21 protein-coding genes are annotated in these 18442 nt (G+C 71.9%); 16 read left to right on the forward strand and 5 right to left on the reverse strand.

The genetic code is table 11. From position 1 onward, the window contains the following. The first annotated feature begins 147 nt into the window (after positions 1–147). The 12 genes from NI17_RS03460 (at position 148) to der (ending at position 11772) form a co-directional block, all read left to right on the forward strand. Positions 148–1803 carry a CTP synthase gene (locus NI17_RS03460; protein WP_068689459.1) on the forward strand — a complete coding sequence of 552 codons (1656 nt, stop codon included), beginning with the start codon at positions 148–150 and terminating at the stop codon, positions 1801–1803. After that, positions 1800–2423, forward strand: a complete 624-nt coding sequence (locus NI17_RS03465) for an NUDIX domain-containing protein (RefSeq protein WP_068689457.1) — start codon at positions 1800–1802, stop codon at positions 2421–2423. The genes NI17_RS03460 and NI17_RS03465 overlap by 4 nt, the downstream gene beginning before the upstream one ends. A gap of 79 nt (positions 2424–2502) precedes the next feature. Further along, positions 2503–3468 (forward strand): site-specific tyrosine recombinase XerD, encoded by a 966-nt coding sequence (locus NI17_RS03470; protein WP_068689455.1) that lies wholly within the window; start codon positions 2503–2505, stop codon positions 3466–3468. A gap of 136 nt (positions 3469–3604) precedes the next feature. Then, positions 3605–4564: a ParA family protein gene (locus NI17_RS03475; RefSeq protein ID WP_068689453.1), complete on the forward strand. Its 960-nt coding sequence runs from the start codon at positions 3605–3607 to the stop codon at positions 4562–4564. Beyond that, positions 4537–4932, forward strand: a complete 396-nt coding sequence (locus tag NI17_RS03480) for a hypothetical protein (RefSeq protein WP_234401763.1) — start codon at positions 4537–4539, stop codon at positions 4930–4932. Before NI17_RS03475 ends, NI17_RS03480 begins: the two co-directional genes overlap by 28 nt. Positions 4933–4984: 52 nt before the next feature. Beyond that, positions 4985–5809 carry a segregation and condensation protein A gene (locus tag NI17_RS03485; protein WP_068689449.1) on the forward strand — a complete coding sequence of 275 codons (825 nt, stop codon included), beginning with the start codon at positions 4985–4987 and terminating at the stop codon, positions 5807–5809. Further along, a complete protein-coding gene (gene scpB, locus NI17_RS03490; RefSeq protein WP_068689447.1) occupies positions 5806–6387 on the forward strand; it encodes an SMC-Scp complex subunit ScpB in 582 nt (193 codons plus the stop codon). Before NI17_RS03485 ends, scpB begins: the two co-directional genes overlap by 4 nt. Further along, the gene (locus NI17_RS03495) at positions 6368–7894 is read left to right on the forward strand and encodes a pseudouridine synthase (RefSeq protein ID WP_243597600.1); all 1527 of its coding nucleotides are present in this window, start codon (positions 6368–6370) and stop codon (positions 7892–7894) included. The genes scpB and NI17_RS03495 overlap by 20 nt, the downstream gene beginning before the upstream one ends. 26 nt (positions 7895–7920) lie before the next feature. Further along, complete coding sequence (gene aroH / locus NI17_RS03500; protein ID WP_068689445.1) at positions 7921–8283, forward strand: chorismate mutase; 363 nt, start codon at positions 7921–7923, stop codon at positions 8281–8283. A 101-nt stretch (positions 8284–8384) separates the two neighbouring features. Then, positions 8385–9452: a prephenate dehydrogenase gene (locus NI17_RS03505; RefSeq protein WP_068689443.1), complete on the forward strand. Its 1068-nt coding sequence runs from the start codon at positions 8385–8387 to the stop codon at positions 9450–9452. A gap of 92 nt (positions 9453–9544) precedes the next feature. Further along, positions 9545–10264 carry a (d)CMP kinase gene (gene cmk, locus NI17_RS03510; RefSeq protein ID WP_369974922.1) on the forward strand — a complete coding sequence of 240 codons (720 nt, stop codon included), beginning with the start codon at positions 9545–9547 and terminating at the stop codon, positions 10262–10264. Positions 10265–10377: 113 nt separating this feature from the next. Then, entirely contained in the window at positions 10378–11772 is a 1395-nt protein-coding gene (gene der, locus NI17_RS03515) for a ribosome biogenesis GTPase Der (RefSeq protein ID WP_068689821.1), read from the forward strand. Positions 11773–11826: 54 nt separating this feature from the next. Here der and NI17_RS03520 read toward each other — a convergent pair whose 3' ends face one another. Continuing rightward, on the reverse strand, positions 11827–12273 hold the full coding sequence (locus NI17_RS03520) for a DoxX family protein (RefSeq protein ID WP_068689439.1): 447 nt from the start codon (positions 12271–12273) through the stop codon (positions 11827–11829). A 102-nt stretch (positions 12274–12375) separates the two neighbouring features. On the opposite strand from NI17_RS03520, the gene NI17_RS03525 reads away from it, so the two are divergent. Continuing rightward, positions 12376–12939 (forward strand): TetR/AcrR family transcriptional regulator, encoded by a 564-nt coding sequence (locus NI17_RS03525; protein WP_234401761.1) that lies wholly within the window; start codon positions 12376–12378, stop codon positions 12937–12939. 43 nt (positions 12940–12982) lie between these two features. Here the strand turns inward: NI17_RS03525 and NI17_RS03530 are convergent, their stop codons facing one another. After that, on the reverse strand, positions 12983–13864 hold the full coding sequence (locus NI17_RS03530; RefSeq protein ID WP_243597601.1) for an NADP-dependent oxidoreductase: 882 nt from the start codon (positions 13862–13864) through the stop codon (positions 12983–12985). A gap of 127 nt (positions 13865–13991) precedes the next feature. Here NI17_RS03530 and NI17_RS03535 point away from each other — a divergent pair, with 127 nt between their 5' ends. Next, entirely contained in the window at positions 13992–14399 is a 408-nt protein-coding gene (locus NI17_RS03535; protein ID WP_068689437.1) for a winged helix-turn-helix transcriptional regulator, read from the forward strand. A 36-nt stretch (positions 14400–14435) separates the two neighbouring features. Then, positions 14436–14939 (forward strand): 2-thiouracil desulfurase family protein, encoded by a 504-nt coding sequence (locus NI17_RS03540; protein WP_068689815.1) that lies wholly within the window; start codon positions 14436–14438, stop codon positions 14937–14939. A gap of 184 nt (positions 14940–15123) precedes the next feature. On the opposite strand, the gene NI17_RS03545 is transcribed toward NI17_RS03540, so the two are convergent. Beyond that, a complete protein-coding gene (locus NI17_RS03545) occupies positions 15124–15852 on the reverse strand; it encodes a MerR family transcriptional regulator (protein ID WP_119267737.1) in 729 nt (242 codons plus the stop codon). Between the two features lie 63 nt (positions 15853–15915). Between NI17_RS03545 and NI17_RS03550 the strand changes: the two genes are divergently transcribed. Then, positions 15916–16410 (forward strand): DUF6194 family protein, encoded by a 495-nt coding sequence (locus NI17_RS03550; RefSeq protein WP_068689433.1) that lies wholly within the window; start codon positions 15916–15918, stop codon positions 16408–16410. 97 nt (positions 16411–16507) lie between these two features. On the opposite strand, the gene NI17_RS03555 is transcribed toward NI17_RS03550, so the two are convergent. Together NI17_RS03555 and NI17_RS03560 are read right to left on the reverse strand one after the other, a co-directional pair. Further along, positions 16508–17512 carry a zinc-dependent alcohol dehydrogenase family protein gene (locus NI17_RS03555; protein WP_068689431.1) on the reverse strand — a complete coding sequence of 335 codons (1005 nt, stop codon included), beginning with the start codon at positions 17510–17512 and terminating at the stop codon, positions 16508–16510. After that, positions 17512–18441, reverse strand: a complete 930-nt coding sequence (locus NI17_RS03560) for a carbohydrate ABC transporter permease (protein WP_084012489.1) — start codon at positions 18439–18441, stop codon at positions 17512–17514. The genes NI17_RS03555 and NI17_RS03560 overlap by 1 nt, the downstream gene beginning before the upstream one ends. Position 18442: the final 1 nt, after the last annotated feature.

Genomic DNA, 18442 nt, shown 5'->3' on the forward strand with positions numbered 1-18442 from the left:
CTCGCCGTAACCCGTCCGTGTGGTCAGGGTGTTATCCTGGGGGCCCGTGGAGTCCGCAGAGTCTGTCGGCCGTACGCCGCGCGGACACCGCACGGTCGCCTGTCGGACTTGAAGGCGGTCCGTAGCCATACAACCACGGGAGCAACCTTGGCATCCGCCGCGAGCAGCAAACACCTTTTCGTCACCGGCGGCGTCGCCTCCAGCCTCGGCAAGGGCCTGACCGCTTCCAGTCTCGGACGACTGCTGAAGTCGCGAGGCCTGCGGGTCACGATGCAGAAGCTCGACCCCTACCTCAACGTCGACCCGGGCACGATGAACCCCTTCCAGCACGGAGAGGTGTTCGTCACCGACGACGGGGCCGAGACCGACCTGGACATCGGCCACTACGAGCGGTTCCTGGACACCGAGCTTTCGGCCTCGGCCAACGTCACCACCGGGCAGATCTACTCCAGCGTGATCGCCAAGGAGCGCCAGGGCGCCTACCTCGGCGACACCGTGCAGGTCATCCCGCACATCACCAACGAGATCAAGGCCCGCATCCTCGCGATGGACAGCGACGACGTGGATGTGGTCATCACCGAGATCGGCGGCACGGTCGGAGACATCGAATCGCAGCCGTTCCTCGAGGCGGCCCGGCAGATCCGGCACGAGATCGGCCGCGACAACTGCTTCTTCCTGCACATCTCCCTGCTGCCGTATCTGGGGCCGTCCGGTGAGCTCAAGACCAAGCCGACCCAGCACTCGGTGGCCGCGCTGCGCAGCATCGGCATCCAGCCCGACGCGATCGTCTGCCGCGCCGACCGGTCGATTCCCACCAGCCTGAAGAAGAAGATCAGCCTCATGTGCGACGTGGAGGAGCCCGGGGTCGTCTCCTGCCCCGACGCGCCCTCCATCTACGACATCCCCAAGGTGCTGCACCGTGAGGGCCTGGACGCCTACGTGGTGCGCCGGCTGGGGCTGGCCTTCCGTGACGTGGACTGGACCGAGTGGGACGACGTGCTCAGCCGCGTCCACCAGCCCGACCACGAGGTCACCATCGCCCTGGTCGGCAAGTACATCGACCTGCCCGACGCCTACCTGTCGGTCACCGAGGCGCTGCGCGCCGGAGGGTTCGCCAACCGCACGCGGGTGAACATCCGCTGGGTGGTCAGCGACAACTGCGCCAGCAACGAGGGCGCCGGACGCGAACTGGACGGCGTCGACGGCGTGCTCATCCCCGGGGGCTTCGGGGTGCGCGGCATCGAGGGCAAGGTGGGCGCGATCCGCTTCGCCCGCGAGCACGGCATCCCGCTGCTGGGCCTCTGCCTGGGCCTGCAGTGCATGGTCATCGAGTACGCGCGGGACGTGGCCGGGCTGGACGGCGCCAACAGCACCGAGTTCGAGGACAAGGCCAAGCACCCGGTCATCTCGACCATGGTCGACCAGGTCGACGTGGTCGCCGGGGAGCGCGACATGGGCGGCACGATGCGGCTGGGTCTGTACCCGGCCGTGCTCGCCGAGAACTCGGTGGTGCGGGAGCTCTACGGAGGTGTCGCGGAGGTCTCCGAACGGCACCGCCACCGCTTCGAGGTGGCCAACGCCTACCGGTCGGCGCTGCAGGAGGCCGGAATGGTGTTCTCCGGGCTCTCGCCCGACGGCTCGCTGGTCGAGTACGTGGAACTGCCCCGCGAGCAGCACCCGTTCTTCGTCGGCACCCAGGCCCACCCCGAGCTGCGTTCCCGACCCACCCGCCCGCACCCGCTGTTCGTGGGGTTGATCGACGCGGCGCTGAAGTCCTCCGCGCGGGTGGACGTGCGCCGATGAGTGACTTCGACCGGTTCACCGACGTGGCGGACTCCTGGCCGGTGGAGCGCACCGAGACGCGCTACCAGAGCGGCATCGTCGGCATGGTCACCGACTGGGTGCGCATGCCGGGGCTCGACGGCGAGGAGACCGTGGCCCGCGACCGCCTCACCCATCCGGGGGCGGTCGCGGCGCTGGCCCTGGACGGGGCCGGGCGGGTGCTGCTGCTGCGCCAGTACCGGCACGCCGTACGGCACCGGCTGTGGGAGCTGCCCGCGGGGGTCCGCGACGTCGACGGGGAGGCCCCGGTGCGCACCGCGCAGCGCGAACTGCTGGAGGAGGCCGGATACCGGGCCGCCACCTGGCACGAGCTCGTCGACTTCTTCCCGTCGGCGGGCTTCTCCACCGAGCGCATCCACGTCTTCCTCGCCCGCGGCCTCACCAGGGTGCCCGAGGAGGAGGTGGACTTCGTCCGTATCCACGAGGAGGCCGACATGCCGGTCGAGTGGGTTCCACTGGACGATGCGGTGGCCGCGGTGCTGGAGGGGCGGCTGCACAATGCCGCCACCGCCATCGGAGTCCTCGCCGCACACGCCGCGGCACGCGACGGTTTTGCCTCCCTGCGTCCCGCGCTTGGATGATCTTGACGACAGTGGGCATCCTCCTGCGGTTGTGACCCCGCTGTCGTCAAGACCAACGGTGTGGAGGGAGGCTCGGAGGATGCCGGAACGGGGGCCCCGACTGAGCTCGGCGGTGCGCGGATACCTCGACCACCTGACGGTGGAGCGCGGCCTGGCCGCCAACACCCTCCTGTCCTACCGGCGGGACCTGCACCGTTACCTGGAGTTCCTGGCCGCGCGCGGCATCGACGACCTCGGCGAGGTGCGTTCCGAGGACATCACCTCCTTCGTCCGCAACCTCCGCGAGGGCGACCCCGACCACCGGCCGTTGGGCGCCAACTCCGCGGGACGGGCCGTCGTCGCCGTGCGCGGCCTGCACCGGTTCGCGCTGCGCGAGGGGATGACCGCGCACGACCCCGCCCACCAGGTGCGGCCCCCCACCCCGCCCCGGCGGCTGCCCAAGGCCATCACCCTGGAGCAGGTCGAGGCGCTGCTCGCCGCCACCGGCGGCGAGGACGGCCCCCGGGCGCTGCGCGACCGGGCCCTGTTGGAACTGCTGTACGGGACGGGGGCGCGCATCTCCGAGGCGGTCGGCCTGGACGTGGACGACGTCACCCGGCTGCGTCCCGCCTCCCAGCCCGGCACCGAGATCGGTGTGGTGCGCTTCCGGGGCAAGGGCGGCAAGGAACGCGTGGTGCCCGTCGGACGGTACGCGCGCACCGCCCTGGACGCCTACCTGGTGCGCGCCCGCCCCGGACTCGCCGCCGCGGGAAGGGGCACGCCCGCGCTGTTCCTCAACGCGCGCGGCGGCAGGCTCACCCGCCAGGGCGCCTGGGCGGTGCTGCGCGCGGCGGCCGAACGGGCCGGACTCAGCGACGTGTCCCCCCACACCCTGCGGCACTCCTTCGCCACCCACCTGATCGACGGCGGCGCGGACGTGCGCGTCGTCCAGGAACTCCTGGGACACGCCTCCGTCACCACCACGCAGGTCTACACCCTGGTCACGGTGGACCGGCTACGGGAGGTGTACGCTGCGGCACACCCCCGGGCGCGAGTGTCGCGTTGATTCACCGCACCTGACGTTCTAGAGTCGCCGCACGACGGTGCACCACTGTCGACAAATTGAGTTTTTCCAACGGCCTGTCAACCGGTTCGGCAGAATCCGGTGTGATCAAGACCGGTCCGTAGGGAGGTCCTGGGTTGTGAGCTGGTCCGGAAACGACGACGTGGGCGCACAGGCGCCCACCGATGCTGCGGCGGCCGAGCCGGCGAACAGCCCCTGGGGGGAAACACACAGCACGGGGGCGGCGCTGAGCAGTATGAACAGACCGAAGCCGGAGTTTCCGGAACCGGTACCGATCGACCACCACGGACCCGCGCGGGTCGTGGCGCTGTGCAACCAGAAGGGCGGGGTCGGCAAGACGACCACCACCATCAACCTGGGCGCGGCGCTCGCCGAGTACGGGCGCCGGGTCCTGCTCGTGGACTTCGACCCCCAGGGCGCGCTCTCGGTGGGGCTGGGCCGACGCGACCCCCGCGAGCTGGACCTGACCGTCTACAACCTGCTCATGCAGCGCGACGTCACCATCGACAAGGTGCTGCTCAGAACCGAGGTCGACGGACTGGACCTGGTCCCCAGCAACATCGACCTGTCGGCCGCCGAGGTGCAGATGGTGGGCGAGGTCGCCCGGGAGCAGATGCTCGGCCGCGCGCTGGCCCCGGTCATGGACGACTACGACGTGGTGCTCATCGACTGCCAGCCGTCGCTGGGCCTGCTCACCGTCAACGCGCTGACCGCCGCGCACGGGGTCATCGTGCCCCTGGAGTGCGAGTTCTTCGCGCTGCGCGGTGTCGCCCTGCTCATGGACACCATCCAGAAGGTCCAGGAGCGCCTCAACGACCGCCTGGTCATCGACGGGTTCCTGGGCACCATGTACGACCCGCGGACCCTGCACGCGCGCGAGGTGCTGTCCACCATCATCGACGGCTTCGGCGACAAGGTGTTCCACACCGTCATCAACCGGACCGTCCGGTTCCCCGACGCCACCGTCGCCGGTGAGCCGATCACCCGGTTCGACTCCTCGTCGGCGGGCGCCCGCGCCTACCGGGAACTGGCCAAGGAGGTGCTCGCCCGGTGGCCTCTCGGCGTTCGCGACGCGTGACGCTGCCCGGCGCGGACGAACTGTTCTTCCGGCCCACCGCCGCGCCCCCCACAACCGGGCCGACACCGCCCCCGGCCGATTCCGGGACCGCGGGTCCGGAGCAGCCGAAACGGGGACGGGCCGCGGGCGCCCGGCGGCGCATCGCACCGCAGCCCAGCGGACGGCAACGCCACGACGAGAAGATCACCGTCTACGTCTCCGCGGCCGAACTGCTGGCCCTGGAGCAGACCCGGCTGGCCCTGCGCGCCGAGCACGGGCTCACCGCCGACCGCGGCCGGATCGTGCGCGAGGCCGTCGCGGTGCTGCTCGCCGACTTCGAGGAGCACGGCGAGAACAGCATGCTGGTGCAGCGGCTCAGCGAGAACTGACCCCGCCCGCCGTGCGAACGACCCACCGACCCACACCCGATCCGGCCCGCGCATGACGACCCCCGAGACCCCCGAAGGGGGGTTCCTGGTCCACCTCGACAACTTCGAGGGCCCCTTCGACCTGCTGCTCGCGCTGATCGCCAAGCACAGACTGGACATCACCGAAGTGGCGTTGTCGAGGGTCACCGACGAGTTCATCGCGCACATCAAGGCCTACGGGGACTCCTGGGACCTGGACCTGGCGAGCAACTTCCTGCTGGTGGCGGCCACGCTGCTGGACCTGAAGGCGGCGCGGCTGCTGCCGCGCGGAGAGGTGGAGGACGAGGCCGACCTCGCCCTGCTGGAGGCCCGCGACCTGCTGTTCGCCCGGCTGCTGCAGTACCGGGCCTACAAGGAGGTCGCCGCGTTGCTCTCCGCCGGGTTCGCCGCCCAGGGACGCTGCTTTGCGCGGGCGGTCCCGTTGGAGCCGCGCTTCGCCGCGCTACGCCCCGACGTGCTCCTCCGGCTCGGCCCGCGGGAGTTCGCCGCGCTGGCCGCCCGCACCCTCACCCCGCGTGAGCCGCCGAGCGTCCCGGTCGCCCACATCCACCAGCCCAAGACCTCCGTGGCCGAACAGGCGGTGCTGGTGGTGGCGGCGCTGCGCGAGCACGGCCGCCTCACCTTCGCCGAACTCACCCGCGAGTGCGCGGGTACCTTCGAGGTGGTGGCGCGGTTCCTGGCGCTGCTGGAGCTGTACCGCGCGGACACCGTCGGCTTCGACCAGCCCGAACCCCTGGGGGAGCTGCTGGTCACCTGGACCGGCAGCGGTGAGGGCGAGGTCACGGTGGTCGACGACTACGGCCGGACCGCAGACCGCGACGACGAGGAGACGCAGTGAGCGACACCGCCGCCGACACCGATCCCGCCCGGCTGCGCCGGAACCTGGAGGCGGTGCTGATGGTCGTCGACCAGCCGGTCGCCGCCTACGACCTGGCGCGCGCCTTCGGGGTCGACGTCGACACGGTCACGCACCTGCTGCGCGAGACGGCCCGCGAGTACACCGAGCAGGGACGCGGATTCGACCTGCGCGAGGTCGCCGAGGGGTGGCGCTTCTACACCCGTCCCGAGTGCGCCGAGGCCGTCGAGCACTTTCTGCGCGACGGGCACGAGGTCAGGCTCACCCAGGCGGCGCTGGAGACGCTGGCGGTGGTCGCCTACCGCCAGCCCGTCTCACGGGGCAGGGTCTCGGCGGTACGCGGTGTGAACTGTGACGGAGTTATGCGTACCCTCGTATTGCGGGGGCTGATCGAAGAGGCCGGACAGGATCCGGAGTCGGGGGCGCTGCTGTACCGCACCACCGGCTACTTCCTGGAGCGGCTGGGGCTGCGCAGCCTGGACGAGCTGCCCGACCTCGCCCCCTTCCTACCCGACGACATCGAAGGTCTCGACGACACCGGTGAACAAACCACACGATGATGACGGTCGCCGCCGCCGTGGCGGCGACAACGGACCGCGCGGTGAGCGCGGCCGGTCCACCCCGCGCGGTGCGCGCGGCGATTCCGACCACTCCGGCCGTCGCGGCGGCCGGGACCAGCGTGCCGAACGGTCCGACCGGGACTTCCGGGGTGGGCGGCGCGGTTCCCGTGACCGTGAGGAGTATGCCGACCGCGGTGAGCGGCGCGGCGGGCAGTACCGCCGGGAGGAGCGGGACGGGCGGTTCCGCGACCGTGACGAGCGGCCGCGTGCCGAACGGTCCGACCGGGACTTCCGGGGTGGGCGGCGCGGTTCCCGTGACCGTGAGGAGTATGCCGACCGCGGTGAGCGGCGCGGCGGGCAGTACCGCCGGGAGGAGCGGGACGGGCGGTTCCGCGACCGTGACGAGCGGCCGCGTGCCGAACGGTCCGACCGGGAGTCCCGGGGTGGGCGGCGCGGTTCCCGTGACCGTGAGGAGTATGCCGACCGCGGTGAGCGGCGCGGCGGGCAGTACCGCCGGGAGGAGCGGGACGGGCGGTTCCGCGACCGTGACGAGCGGCCGCGTGCCGAACGGTCCGACCGGGAGTCCCGGAGTGGGCGGCGCGACACCCCCGGCTCCCGCGACCGCCGCACCGAACACCCCCGGCCCGCCACCCGCACCGGACGCGACTCCGAACGCGAGCTGTCGGCCCGGGCCAGAGCCCGTCTGCGGACCCTGCGCGCCGAGTACGACCCCGGTGACGACGACCCAGCCGACGACGAACGCGACACCTACGCCGACGTTCCCGGCGGTATCCGGCTGCAGAAGGCCCTCGCCCAGGCGGGAGTGGCCAGCCGCCGCGCCAGCGAGGAGCTGATCGCCACCGGACGGGTCACCGTCGACGGCCAGGTGGTCCGGCGGTTCGGCGCCCGCGTCGACCCGGAGAAGTCCGAGATCCGCGTCGACGGCATGCGCGTGGTCACCTCGACCGACCTGCGCTACTACGCGCTGAACAAGCCGCGCGGCGTCGTCAGCACCATGGACGACCCGCAGGGGCGGCCCACCCTCGCCGACTACGCCGGGCAGAGCGACGAGCGACTGTTCCACGTCGGCCGCCTCGACACCGAGACCGAGGGCCTCATCCTGCTCACCAACGACGGCGAGCTGGCCAACCGGCTCACCCACCCCCGCTACAAGGTCGTCAAGACCTACATCGCGAAGGTGCCGGGGCCGGTGCCGCGCGAGGTCGTCAGGCGGGTCCGCGGGGGCGTGGAGCTCGACGACGGATTCGTCGAGGTCGACTCCTTCCGCGTGGTGGACAACGTCGAACCCAAGGCGCTGGTCGAGATCCGGCTGCACGAGGGACGCAAGCACATCGTGCGGCGTCTCATGGAGGCCGTCGGCCACCCCGTGTCGGACCTCGCGCGCACCCAGATCGGACCGGTCGGACTCAACAACCTCAAGGTCGGTACGGTGAGGGCGCTGACCTCGAAGGAGATCAGCGAGCTCTACACTGCCGCAGGGATGTAGCCCAAGGATTCGGGAGGACGAGAAAAGTGGCGGTACGAGCGATCCGCGGTGCGGTCCAGGTCGACGCGGACGAACGCGACCTCGTGTTGGAGGCCACCGCGGAGCTGGTCTCGGAGATCATGCGCCGGAACGAGCTGGGCACCGACGACTTCGTCAGCGTGCTGTTCACCGCCACCCCGGATCTGACCTCGGAGTTTCCGGCGCTGGCCGCGCGCAAGCTCGGGTTCACCGACGTCCCCCTGATGTGCGCGGCCGAGATCGCGGTACCGCATGCGCTGCCCCGCGTGGTCCGTCTCATGGCGCACGTCGAGACCGACCGTCCCCGCGCCGAGCTGCACCACGTCTACCTGCGCGGTGCCCAGGCCCTGCGGCTCGACATCGCGCAGTAGACGGCGGTGCGGGGCGCGCCCCGCACCGTCACGGGTCGCCGCCGGTTGCCCTAGCCTGGACGGCAACCGGATGCGGACAGCCGAAAGCGGGAGACGAGGACATGGTCGAAAGCGCGGTCGTGGTGGGGGCCGGGCTGATCGGAACGTCGATCGCGTTGGCGCTGGGGCGGCACGGCGTCGACGTGGCGTTGAGCGACCGCGACCCGGCGGCGCTGCGCCTGGCCTGCGACCTGGGAGCCGGGCGCGCCCTGCCGGAGGCCCCCGCCGCTCCCGCCGACGTCGCGGTGATCGCGGTGCCGCCGAGCGTGGTCCCCGCCGCGTTGTACGACGCCCAGGACCGCGGCCTCGCCCACGTCTACACCGACGTGGCCAGCGTCAAGACCTCCGTGATCACCTGGGCGGAGGCGCTCGGCTGCGACCTGGCCAGCTACGTTCCCGGCCACCCCATGGGCGGACGGGAGAAGCAGGGGCCGGGCGCGGCGCGCGCCGACCTGTTCCTGGGGCGCTCCTGGGCGCTGTGCCCCACTGCCAAGACCGATCCCACCGCGGTGGAGACCGTCACCCGCCTCGCCGAACTGTGCGGAGCCGACCCGCTCCTCGTCGACGAGGCCGCGCACGACCGGGCGGTGGCGCTGGTCTCGCACGCCCCCCACGCCGTCTCGGCGGCGGTGGCCGCGCGGCTGCTCGACGGCGACGCGACCGCGCTCGCCCTGGCCGGGCAGGGCGTGCGCGACATGACCCGCATCGCCGGGGGAGACCCCGACCTGTGGGTGGAGATCCTGGGCCACAACGCCGGTCCCGTGGCCGCCGTCCTGGAGCGGGTCGCCGCCGACCTGTCCGCCGCGGCCGCCGCGCTGCGCTCCGCGTCCCCCGGCGGGGTCGGCGACCTGCTGGAGCGCGGCAGGGCCGGGCACGCGCGCATCCCCGGAAAGCACGGCGCCCACCGCACCCCCGACTACGCGGTGCTGTCGGTGGTCATCCCCGACGAACCCGGCGCCCTGGGGCGGTTGTTCGCCGCCGCGGCGGAGGCGGGCGTCAATGTCGAGGACGTGCGCATCGACCACTCCCCGGGACTGCCGCTGGGCGTGGCGCAGTTGTCGGTGGTGCCCGCGGCGCAGGAGCGCCTGGCCCGCGCCCTGACCGAGAGCGGCTGGTCGGTGCACACCTGACCCGCCGAAGGGCCGGGGCCGTCGCGCGACGGTGGCGGAGACGGGCCCGGCGACCGGTAATCTGAACCGGAAAGACAACAAAGGCGGACGTTGTGCGAGAAGAGGTAGACGTGAACGGGCAGGGGCACGGCGGCGGACTCGTCATCGCCATCGACGGTCCTTCGGGGTCGGGCAAGTCCAGCACGGCCAAGGGCGTCGCCCGGGCACGTGACCTGAGGTACCTCGACACCGGCGCGATGTACCGCGCCATGACGTGGTGGATGCTGACCCACGGGATCGACGTCGCCGACGCCGGGGCGGTCGCCGAGGCCGCCGAGTGCCCGGTCATCACCATGGGAACCGACCCCGACGCGCCCGCCGTCCGCGTCGACGGGGTGGACGTGGCCGGGGCGATCCGCACCGACGAGGTCACCTCCAACGTCAGCGCGGTCAGCGCCGTGCCCAGGGTGCGGGAACTGCTCGTGGCCCGTCAGCGCGAGATCATCGCCGAGGCGCGCGTCGCCTCTTCCGGCATCGTCGTGGAGGGGCGCGACATCACCACCGTGGTGGCGCCCGACGCTCCGGTGAAGCTCTTCCTGACCGCCAGCGCCGAGGCCCGCGCGCAGCGGCGCAGCAGGGAGGTGCGGGCCGCCGACGTCGCGGCCACCCAGGCGGCCCTGGCCCGACGCGACCGGCTCGACTCCACCCGCTCGGTGTCCCCGCTGACGCAGACCGCAGACGCCACCGAGCTGGACACCACCGGCCTGTCCCTGGACGAGGTCGTCGCGCTCGTCGTCAAACTCGCCGACGAGGCGCGGGCGTCGGCCGCCTGACAACATCCGTGGTCCCGCCGGGGCCGCGGCACCCGCGCCGCAGCGGCGCGGGCAACACGGTCCTCACGGCACGCATCCTGGGCGCGTGGGGACACCGCTACCGGGAGTGTGTGATGAGTGACATCGTCAATACGGCCACCAGTGACGAGGAGACCCCCGTCAAGCCTGTGGTGGCCGTGGTGGGACGCCCCAACGTGGGCAAGTCGTCCCTGGTCAACAGGATCATCGGCCGTCGTGAGGCGGTCGTGGAGGACGTTCCCGGGGTCACCCGCGACCGGGTGGCCTACGACGCCACCTGGCAGGGACGCGAGTTCACCCTGGTCGACACCGGAGGGTGGGAGACCACCGCCAGCGGTCTGGCCGCGATGGTGGCCCGCCAGGCCGAGTACGCGGCCGAGACCGCCGACGTGATCCTGTTCGTGGTGGACGCCACCGTCGGCATCACCGACGCCGACGAGGCCGTCACCCGCGTGCTGCGCGGCACCAGGCGGCCCGTGGTGCTGGCCGCGAACAAGGTGGACGGGCCGATGAGCGAAGCCGACGCGCTGGAGCTGTGGAACCTGGGTGTGGGGGAGCCGTACCCGGTCAGCGCGCTGCACGGCCGCGGCACCGGGGACCTGCTGGACGCGGTGCTCGCGGCGATGCCCAAGGAGGCGCCCCGCGAGTCCGAACCCGTCGAGGGCGGGCCGCGCCGCGTGGCCTTGGTGGGGCGGCCCAACGTCGGCAAGTCCAGCCTGCTCAACCGGCTCGCCGGGGAGGAGCGGGTGGTGGTGGACGCGGTGGCGGGCACCACCCGCGACGCCGTCGACGAGCTCGTCGAGCTGGGCGGCAGGATCTGGAAGTTCATCGACACCGCCGGGATCCGGCGCAGGTTCCGCGCGCTGCAGGGCGCCGACTACTACGCCACGATGCGCACGAGCACCGCGCTGGAGCGCGCCGAGGTCGCCGTCGTGCTGCTGGACGTCAGCGAGCCGCTGGCCGACCAGGACATCCGGATCGTGGAGCAGGTCGTCGACGCCGGGCGGGCGCTGGTGCTGGCGTTCAACAAGTGGGACCTGCTGGAGGAGGAGCGCCGCTACTACCTGGAGAAGGAGATCGACCGCCAGTTGGCGCGGGTCAGTTGGGCGCCGCGCGTCAACATCTCCGCGAAGACCGGGCGGAACGTCGAGAAGCTGGTTCCCGCCATCGAGCAGGGGCTGGCCGGTTGGGACACCCGCATTCCCACGGGACGCCTCAACGCCTGGTTCAAGGAACTGGTCGCGGCCACCCCGCCGCCCTCACGCGGCGGCAGGCAGCCCAAGATCCTGTTCGCCACCCAGGCCGACACCCGGCCGCCGCACATCGTGATGTTCACGACCGGGTTCCTGGGGGACAACTACCGCCGGTTCGTGGAGCGGAGGCTGCGTGAGGACTTCGGGTTCGAGGGCACGCCCGTCAAGGTGAGCATGCGCATCCGCGAGAAGAAGGGCGGGAAGGCCGCCCAGGGGGCGCGGGGCAGGCGGCGCTGACGGCGCCGGTCGTGACGGTGGCGGGTCCCGTCCTCCGACGGGGCCCGCCACCGCTCAGACCGGGACCGCGGCGGCCACCGCCGCGGCGACGAACACCACCTGCAGGACCGTGCGCAGCGGCAGCGGGGTGACGGGGCGTCCGGCCAGGGTGAGGCCGCGGCGGGCGGCGGAGACGTTCGCGGGGAACATGGCGAGCATCAGCAGGGCCAGGCAGAGCGCGGCGTGGGGGGCGAGCGGGGGGAGGAGCAGGGCCGCGGCTCCGACGAGTTCCAGTACACCGGTGACGGTGACCAGCAGGGCGGGGCGGGGGAGGCGGGGCGGGACCATCGCGACGAGGTCGCCGCGCCGGGGTTGGACGAAGTGCGCGGTTGCGGTGACGACGAACATCAGTGCGAGGCCGCCGCGCAGCGCGGTCTGCCAGTGGTCGAGGGCGTCGACACCGGCGAGGCCGAGTAGGCGGAGCACGACGAATCCGCCGACCAGGGCGATGAGGGGCGCCATGAGAACTCCTTTGTCTTGACATTGACAAGATCGCATCCGGAGAGAAACTTGTCAATGGAAAGATGTGGTGCGGAGTCGTGACGCCCACCATGACGGAAGGACGTGAGGGACATCGGAGCCCGCAGCTACCACCACGGGGACCTGAGGCGGACCGTGCTGAACGAGGCGGTCGCGGCGATCGCCGAATCGGGGCCGTCCGGCTGGAGCCTGCGCGAACTGGCCCGCCGCGCCGGGGTCTCCCACGCCGCGCCCGCCCACCACTTCGGCGACAGGACCGGACTGCTCACCGCGGTCGCCGCCGAGGGGTTCGACCTGCTCGCCGAGGCGCTGAACGGCGCGGGCGACGACCTGCTCGACGTGGGCGTGGCCTACGTGCGCTTCGCCGCCACCCACCGGGCCCACTTCGAGGTGATGTTCCGCCCCGGTCTGTACCGGGCCGACGACCCCGCGGTGACCGCAGCCCGGGCGCGGTCCCGTGACGTCCTCCACGGCAGGCTCCGGGCCCTGCCGGATCGGCCCGCCGACGGGGACACCGCCGCCCTGGCCGCCTGGTCGATCGTGCACGGCTTCGCCGAGCTGTGGCTCAGCGGCGCCCTGCCCGACGACCTGGGAGCCGATCCCGCGGCGGCGGCCCGCCCCGTCATCTCGCTGCTGTTCGACCGGTGAGCCGCCCGGCCGTGGAACGGATCCGGCCGGGCGGCCCGCGCGGTCACACGGTCAGCACGATCTTTCCGGCCGTGCGGCCGTCCTGGCCGGTCCGGTGGGCCTCGGCGGCCCGGTCCAGCGGCAGCGTCTCCGCGACCACCGGCCGCAGCCTCCCCGACTCGACCAGGTCGGTGATCCGCTCCAGGGCCGCGTGGTCGGGCTCCACCATGAGAGCCGCGCCGCGCACGCCCACCGCCGCCGCCTTGGCCGCGACCTCCTCGGCCGAGAACGGCTCCGGCACGTTGACGTACCATCCGCCCCGGCGCAGCACCCGCAGGGAGCGGTCGACGTAGTCGCCGCCGACCAGGTCCACGACGACGTCCACGTCCGCGACGGCCTCGGTGAAGTCCCGTGCCGTGTAGTCGATCAGCTCGTCGGCGCCCAGCTCCCGCAGCAGCGCGTGCTTGCCCGCGCTGGCGGTGCCGATGACGTGGGCGCCCAGTGCCCCGGCGATCTGGACCGCCAGGTGGCCGACCCCGCCCGCCGCCGCGTGGACGAGCACCCGGTCCCCGGGGCGTACGTGGGCGATGTCGACCAGTGCCTGCCAGGCGGTCAGCCCGGCCAGCGGAACGGCGGCCGCGTGCACGTGGTCGAGACCGCGGGGCTTGCGGGCGAAGTGGCGCGCGGGCGCGCTGACGTACTCGGAGTAGCCGTGGGCGGGGGAGGGGAACCGCGGCATGCCGTACACCTCGTCGCCCACCGAGAACCGGGTCACGCCGGGGGCGATCTCGGCCACCACGCCGGAGACGTCCCAGCCGACGGTGAAGGGCGGGGTGAGCCAGTAGCCGTGCTCCCGGATCTTCCAGTCGATGGGGTTGACGCCCGCGGCGCGTACCTCGACCACCACCTCGGTCAGCCCCGGGGCGGGACGCTCGACTTCGGTCATCTGCAGAACTTCCGGTCCGCCCAGGACGTCCTGGCGGACCGTGCGCATGGTTGCTGTCACGCGTCCCAGCATCCCGAACACCGGTATCCGGTGTGAAGAAGGTACTTTGCTGATATATAGGTACCTCATGGATACCATTCCTGACCTGCGTAGCTGGGGAGGGGCCGACGCCTACCTGCGTACCTGCGCCTCCCGTGCCGTCCTGGACGTCATCGCGAACAAGTGGGTGTGCCTCGTCCTCGGCGCGCTGCGGGAGGAGACGATGCGCTTCGGGCAACTGCGCCGCCGACTGGACGGGATCACGCAGAAGATGCTCACCAAGACCCTGCGGGAACTGGAACGCGACGGCCTGGTGCACCGGGCCGTCTACCCCACGGTCCCGCCCCGGGTGGAGTACCGTCTCACCGAACTCGGTCAGAATCTGGGAAGACTCATGACCGAGATCCGAGTCTGGGCGGAGGAGCACATGCCCGAGATCCAGGAGGCCCGCGAACGCTACGACGAACGCGCGGCGCAGGATCCGATGCCGGTGTGAGCGCACGTCCGGAGAGACGCGGTGGAGGAGGAACCGATGGAGCGGATTCTGGTCAGTGCCTGCCTGATGGGCCGGGAGGTGCGTTTCGACGGACGGGCCAAACCCACCGACCACGAGATCTTCCTGCGCTGGCGGGACGAGGGGCGGCTCATCCCGTTCTGCCCCGAGGTCGTCGGCGGCCTGCCGGTCCCCAGGCCGCCCGCCGAGATCGAGGGCGCCCGGGGCGCCCGCGCCGTCCTGGAGGGACAGGCGCGCATCCGCACCCCCGAGGGCCGCGACGTCACGGCCTTCTTCCTCGCCGGAGCCCGGGCCGCCCTGAACGCCGCCCGGGAGCAGGGGGTGCGCATGGCCGTGCTGAAGGAGAACAGCCCGTCCTGCGGCGTCCACCGGGTCTTCGACGGCTCCTTCAGCGGAACCAGGACCCCCGGAGCAGGGCTGACCACCCTGCTGCTGCGCGACCACGGCATCGACGTCTTCACCGAGGACGAACTCCCCCAGGCCGAGGCCCGCCTGACCGAACTGGAGGCGGCCTCCCCCTGAGGGCCGCACGGACAGCCGGGGGCGTGGCTCCACAGAACCCGGCGCACACCACCACCTCCGATGAACCCGGTACGGAACAGCCCACGGTGTCCAAGCGGGGTGGAGGCTGCTGACGGGATTTCGGGGCAGGCCCTCCTCGTCCCCGGACGGGCGTGGACCTCACGTCCGGACCGCGGCGGTGCGGTCACGGGAGCGGGTCTGCGGCAAGCGAGACCACGGCACCGAGTGCGGCGGCGGCGTCGAGGAGGGCGCGGGAGCGGGCCGTGATGCTCGCGTCTCGGGTCGCCAGCGCGGCCCCGAGGTCTTCCGACCGGTGCCCGCGCCGCAGGTCCGGCATCAGGGTCCGGAGCGGGGCGATGCGGTAGCCGGCGCCGCGCAACTGGTGGACGATCCGGGCGTCCCGCACCTGGGCCGGTGAGTACCGTCGGGTTCCTCGGGCGGTGACGCGGTCGGGAACGACAAGGCCCTCGGCGTCCCAGTGCCGCAGCGTCGAAGGGTGTACTCCGAGCGCGGCGGCGAGTTCAAAGACGCCCATCGAGTCGGACGGGCGTACGTCCTCGATCGGCTCGACGCAGATCGCCGCGGCGGCCTCCCCGGCGAGTCTGAGGTCCCTGCGCTCCCGGTCGAGTCGGGCGTGTGCCGCGTCGAGGAGCGCGAGCACCTCCGGGAGCGGGCGCTCGTGTACGGCACGGACGATCCGCTTGGCCTCCACCGGACCCGTGCCGCGTGCGAGGGCCCGGTAGGCCAGCGCGGAGCGCAGGTGGACCTCCCCGTAGATCCGGTACCCCGCAGCCGTGCGCGCCGCCGGTGGCAGCACACCGTCGCGTTCGAGGTTGCGCACCTGCTGGACGGAGTATCCGGAGCGTCGCGCGACATCGATGGTGCGCATGGTCGACGACTTGAGGGTTGGCACCCTGTTGTTCCTCTGCTTCCGGCTCGAAGTCTCCACAGGCACTTCAGTGAAACGCTGGAGCACATGACCATGGACGAGATCCACGGTTTCGTGGACGGCCTCGGCGGAGTCCTGACCCTCAGGCCGGGGCCCGGCGACGGCTCACCGCAGATCAGTCGGGGCGACACGTTCTTCTACTACGCTCCCGACGGTGTCGTGCCGAAAGCGGCCCAGCCCTTCGCGACGATCGTGACGAAGGACTATCCGGACGACGAGGAGTCGCGTCTGGACCGCCCGGACGTGTTCCGTGTCAACATCGCCGCCGGGAAGGAGGCCTTCACCGACCGGACCGGCCACGCGCCGCGCGGACCGGCCGTCGACGTCGACCCCAGCGCCACCGACACCGTGATCGCCCACCCCGTCTACGGCTCCCTCGGCTGGCTCGCGGTGGTCAGTCCCGGCTCGCGGACCGGCGCGGCAGTCCGCGAGCTGCTGCGCGGGGCCCGTCACCTCGCACGCTCGCGCCACGAGCGACGCGCCGGAGCGACACCGCGCCGACGGGGTCGGGCCGCCGAGTGAGGTGGGCGGCCAGGTTCCGCAAGGGCGTACGCCGGTACCCGGCGGCGAGTCCCCGGCCGGGTACCGGCGTGGCCGACCACGCCTCCCACCGCGTGGGTCAGGCGGTTCCTCCGGGTTGGACCTGGAGCTTGCGCCCGCTGCCGCGGCGGAAGTGGTCGATCGCGGTCTCGTACGCGTCGAGGCCGAAGCGGTGGCTGATCATCACCGTGGGGTCGATCACCCCCTTGGCCAGCAGTTCGACCGCGCGCCCGAAGCTGTGCAGCACCGCCATGCTGCCGACGACCGTGATCTCGTTGTTGTAGACGTGGAACGGCGAGAAGGAGGCGACGGCGTCGGAGGCGGTGACGCCGAACACCTGGAAGGTGCCTCCGCGCCGCACCCGGGACAGCCCGTCCTCGATGGCCGGCACGGCGCCGGTGCAGTCGATCACCACCTCCCATCCCTCGGGCCGTTCGAGTTCACCGGCGTTGGTCGCGGTCGCGTCGGCCCCCAGGCCGGTCGCGACCGCGAGCCGGTCGGTGTTGAGATCGACGACCGACACGCTCGCCGCGCCCGCGAAGCGGGCCAACTGCGCCATCATCAGGCCCATCGTGCCGGCCCCGTAGATCAGGTAGTGTTCGCCGACTCTGCCGGGCAGCAGGTCGAAGCCGTGCACGGCACACGACAGCGGCTCGACGAGCGCGGCGTGCTCAAGGGAGACGGAGTCGGGCAGCCGGTAGCAGTTCGCCACCGGGGCGAGGCAGAACTCGGCGCTGGCACCGGGCTTGGTCACCCCGATGGCGTTCCACCGCTCGCAGAGGTTGCCCCGGCCGATGCCGCAGAAGTGGCACTCGCCGCAGTACAGTGACGGGTCGACCGCCACGCGGTCACCCACGGTGAGCTCGGTCACCGCGGAGCCGACCGCGGCGACCGTGCCGGCGAACTCGTGGCCGGGCACGATGGGGTAGGGCGTGGGCGCGAACTCGCCGTCGAGGATGTGCAGGTCGGTGCCGCAGATCCCGACACCGGACACCTCGACGACGACCTCACGCGGGCCCGGTGTCGGGTCGTCGACCGTGGTGGTCGTGATCTGTCCGGGTTTTTCGATGACAACAGCGCGCATTACTTCACAGCTCCCAGGGTCAGGCCGCGAACCAGCCACTTCTGCGCGATCCATCCCGCCAGGATCACGGGGAGGGCGGCCATGGTCGCGGCGGCCGACAGTCGGGCGAGGAACAGTCCCTCGCTGGTGACGAATCCGGTCAGGAACACCGGAACGGTGGCCGCACGGGTCGAGGTCAGGCTGACGGCGAAGAAGAACTCGTTCCACGCGAAGATGAAGCAGATCAGCGCGGTCGCGGCCAGACCGGGCGCGATCATGGGCAGGATGATGCGGCGGAGTTCGACGCCGAACGTCGCACCGTCGACCTTGGCCGCCTCGAGAACGCCCTTGGGCAGTTCGAGCAGGAAGGACCGGATCATCCAGACCGCGATCGGCAGATTCATCACCGTGTAGACCAGCGAGAGCATCGTGATGTTGTCGAGCACTCCGATGTCGTTGGCGATGACGTACAGCGGCAGGATGATGGCGACCATCGGCATCATCCGGGTGGAGATGAAGAAGAACAGCGAGTCCCGCCACTTCGGCACCGGCGCCAGCGAGAGCGCGTAGGCCGCCGGTGTGGCCAGGACGATCACCAGGAACGTCGACCCCACCGACGCCATCAGCGAGTTCAGCAGGTAGGGGGCGAAGTCGCGGTCGAAGATCGCCTCGAACTGGTCGAGCGTCGGCGTGAACAGGAACGTCGGCGGGTCGGTCGACGCCTGCGCCTCCTGTTTGAGCCCGGAGAGGAACATCCACAGCACCGGGAAGAAGAGGACGAAGGCGATGGTCCAGCCCAGCAGGCCGATGCCCGCCCTGCCGAGACGGGACCACAGCAGCGGCCACCGGCCGCGGTGCCGGGCGGCCGTGTCGGCGGTCGGCACCCTCGTGGCCTCGTCGCCCGACGTCGGTGCCTCGTGCGAGGAGCTCGCCGGAAGTAGCTTGGTCATG

This window comes from Thermobifida halotolerans, assembly GCF_003574835.2.
Taxonomy (GTDB): domain Bacteria; phylum Actinomycetota; class Actinomycetes; order Streptosporangiales; family Streptosporangiaceae; genus Thermobifida; species Thermobifida halotolerans.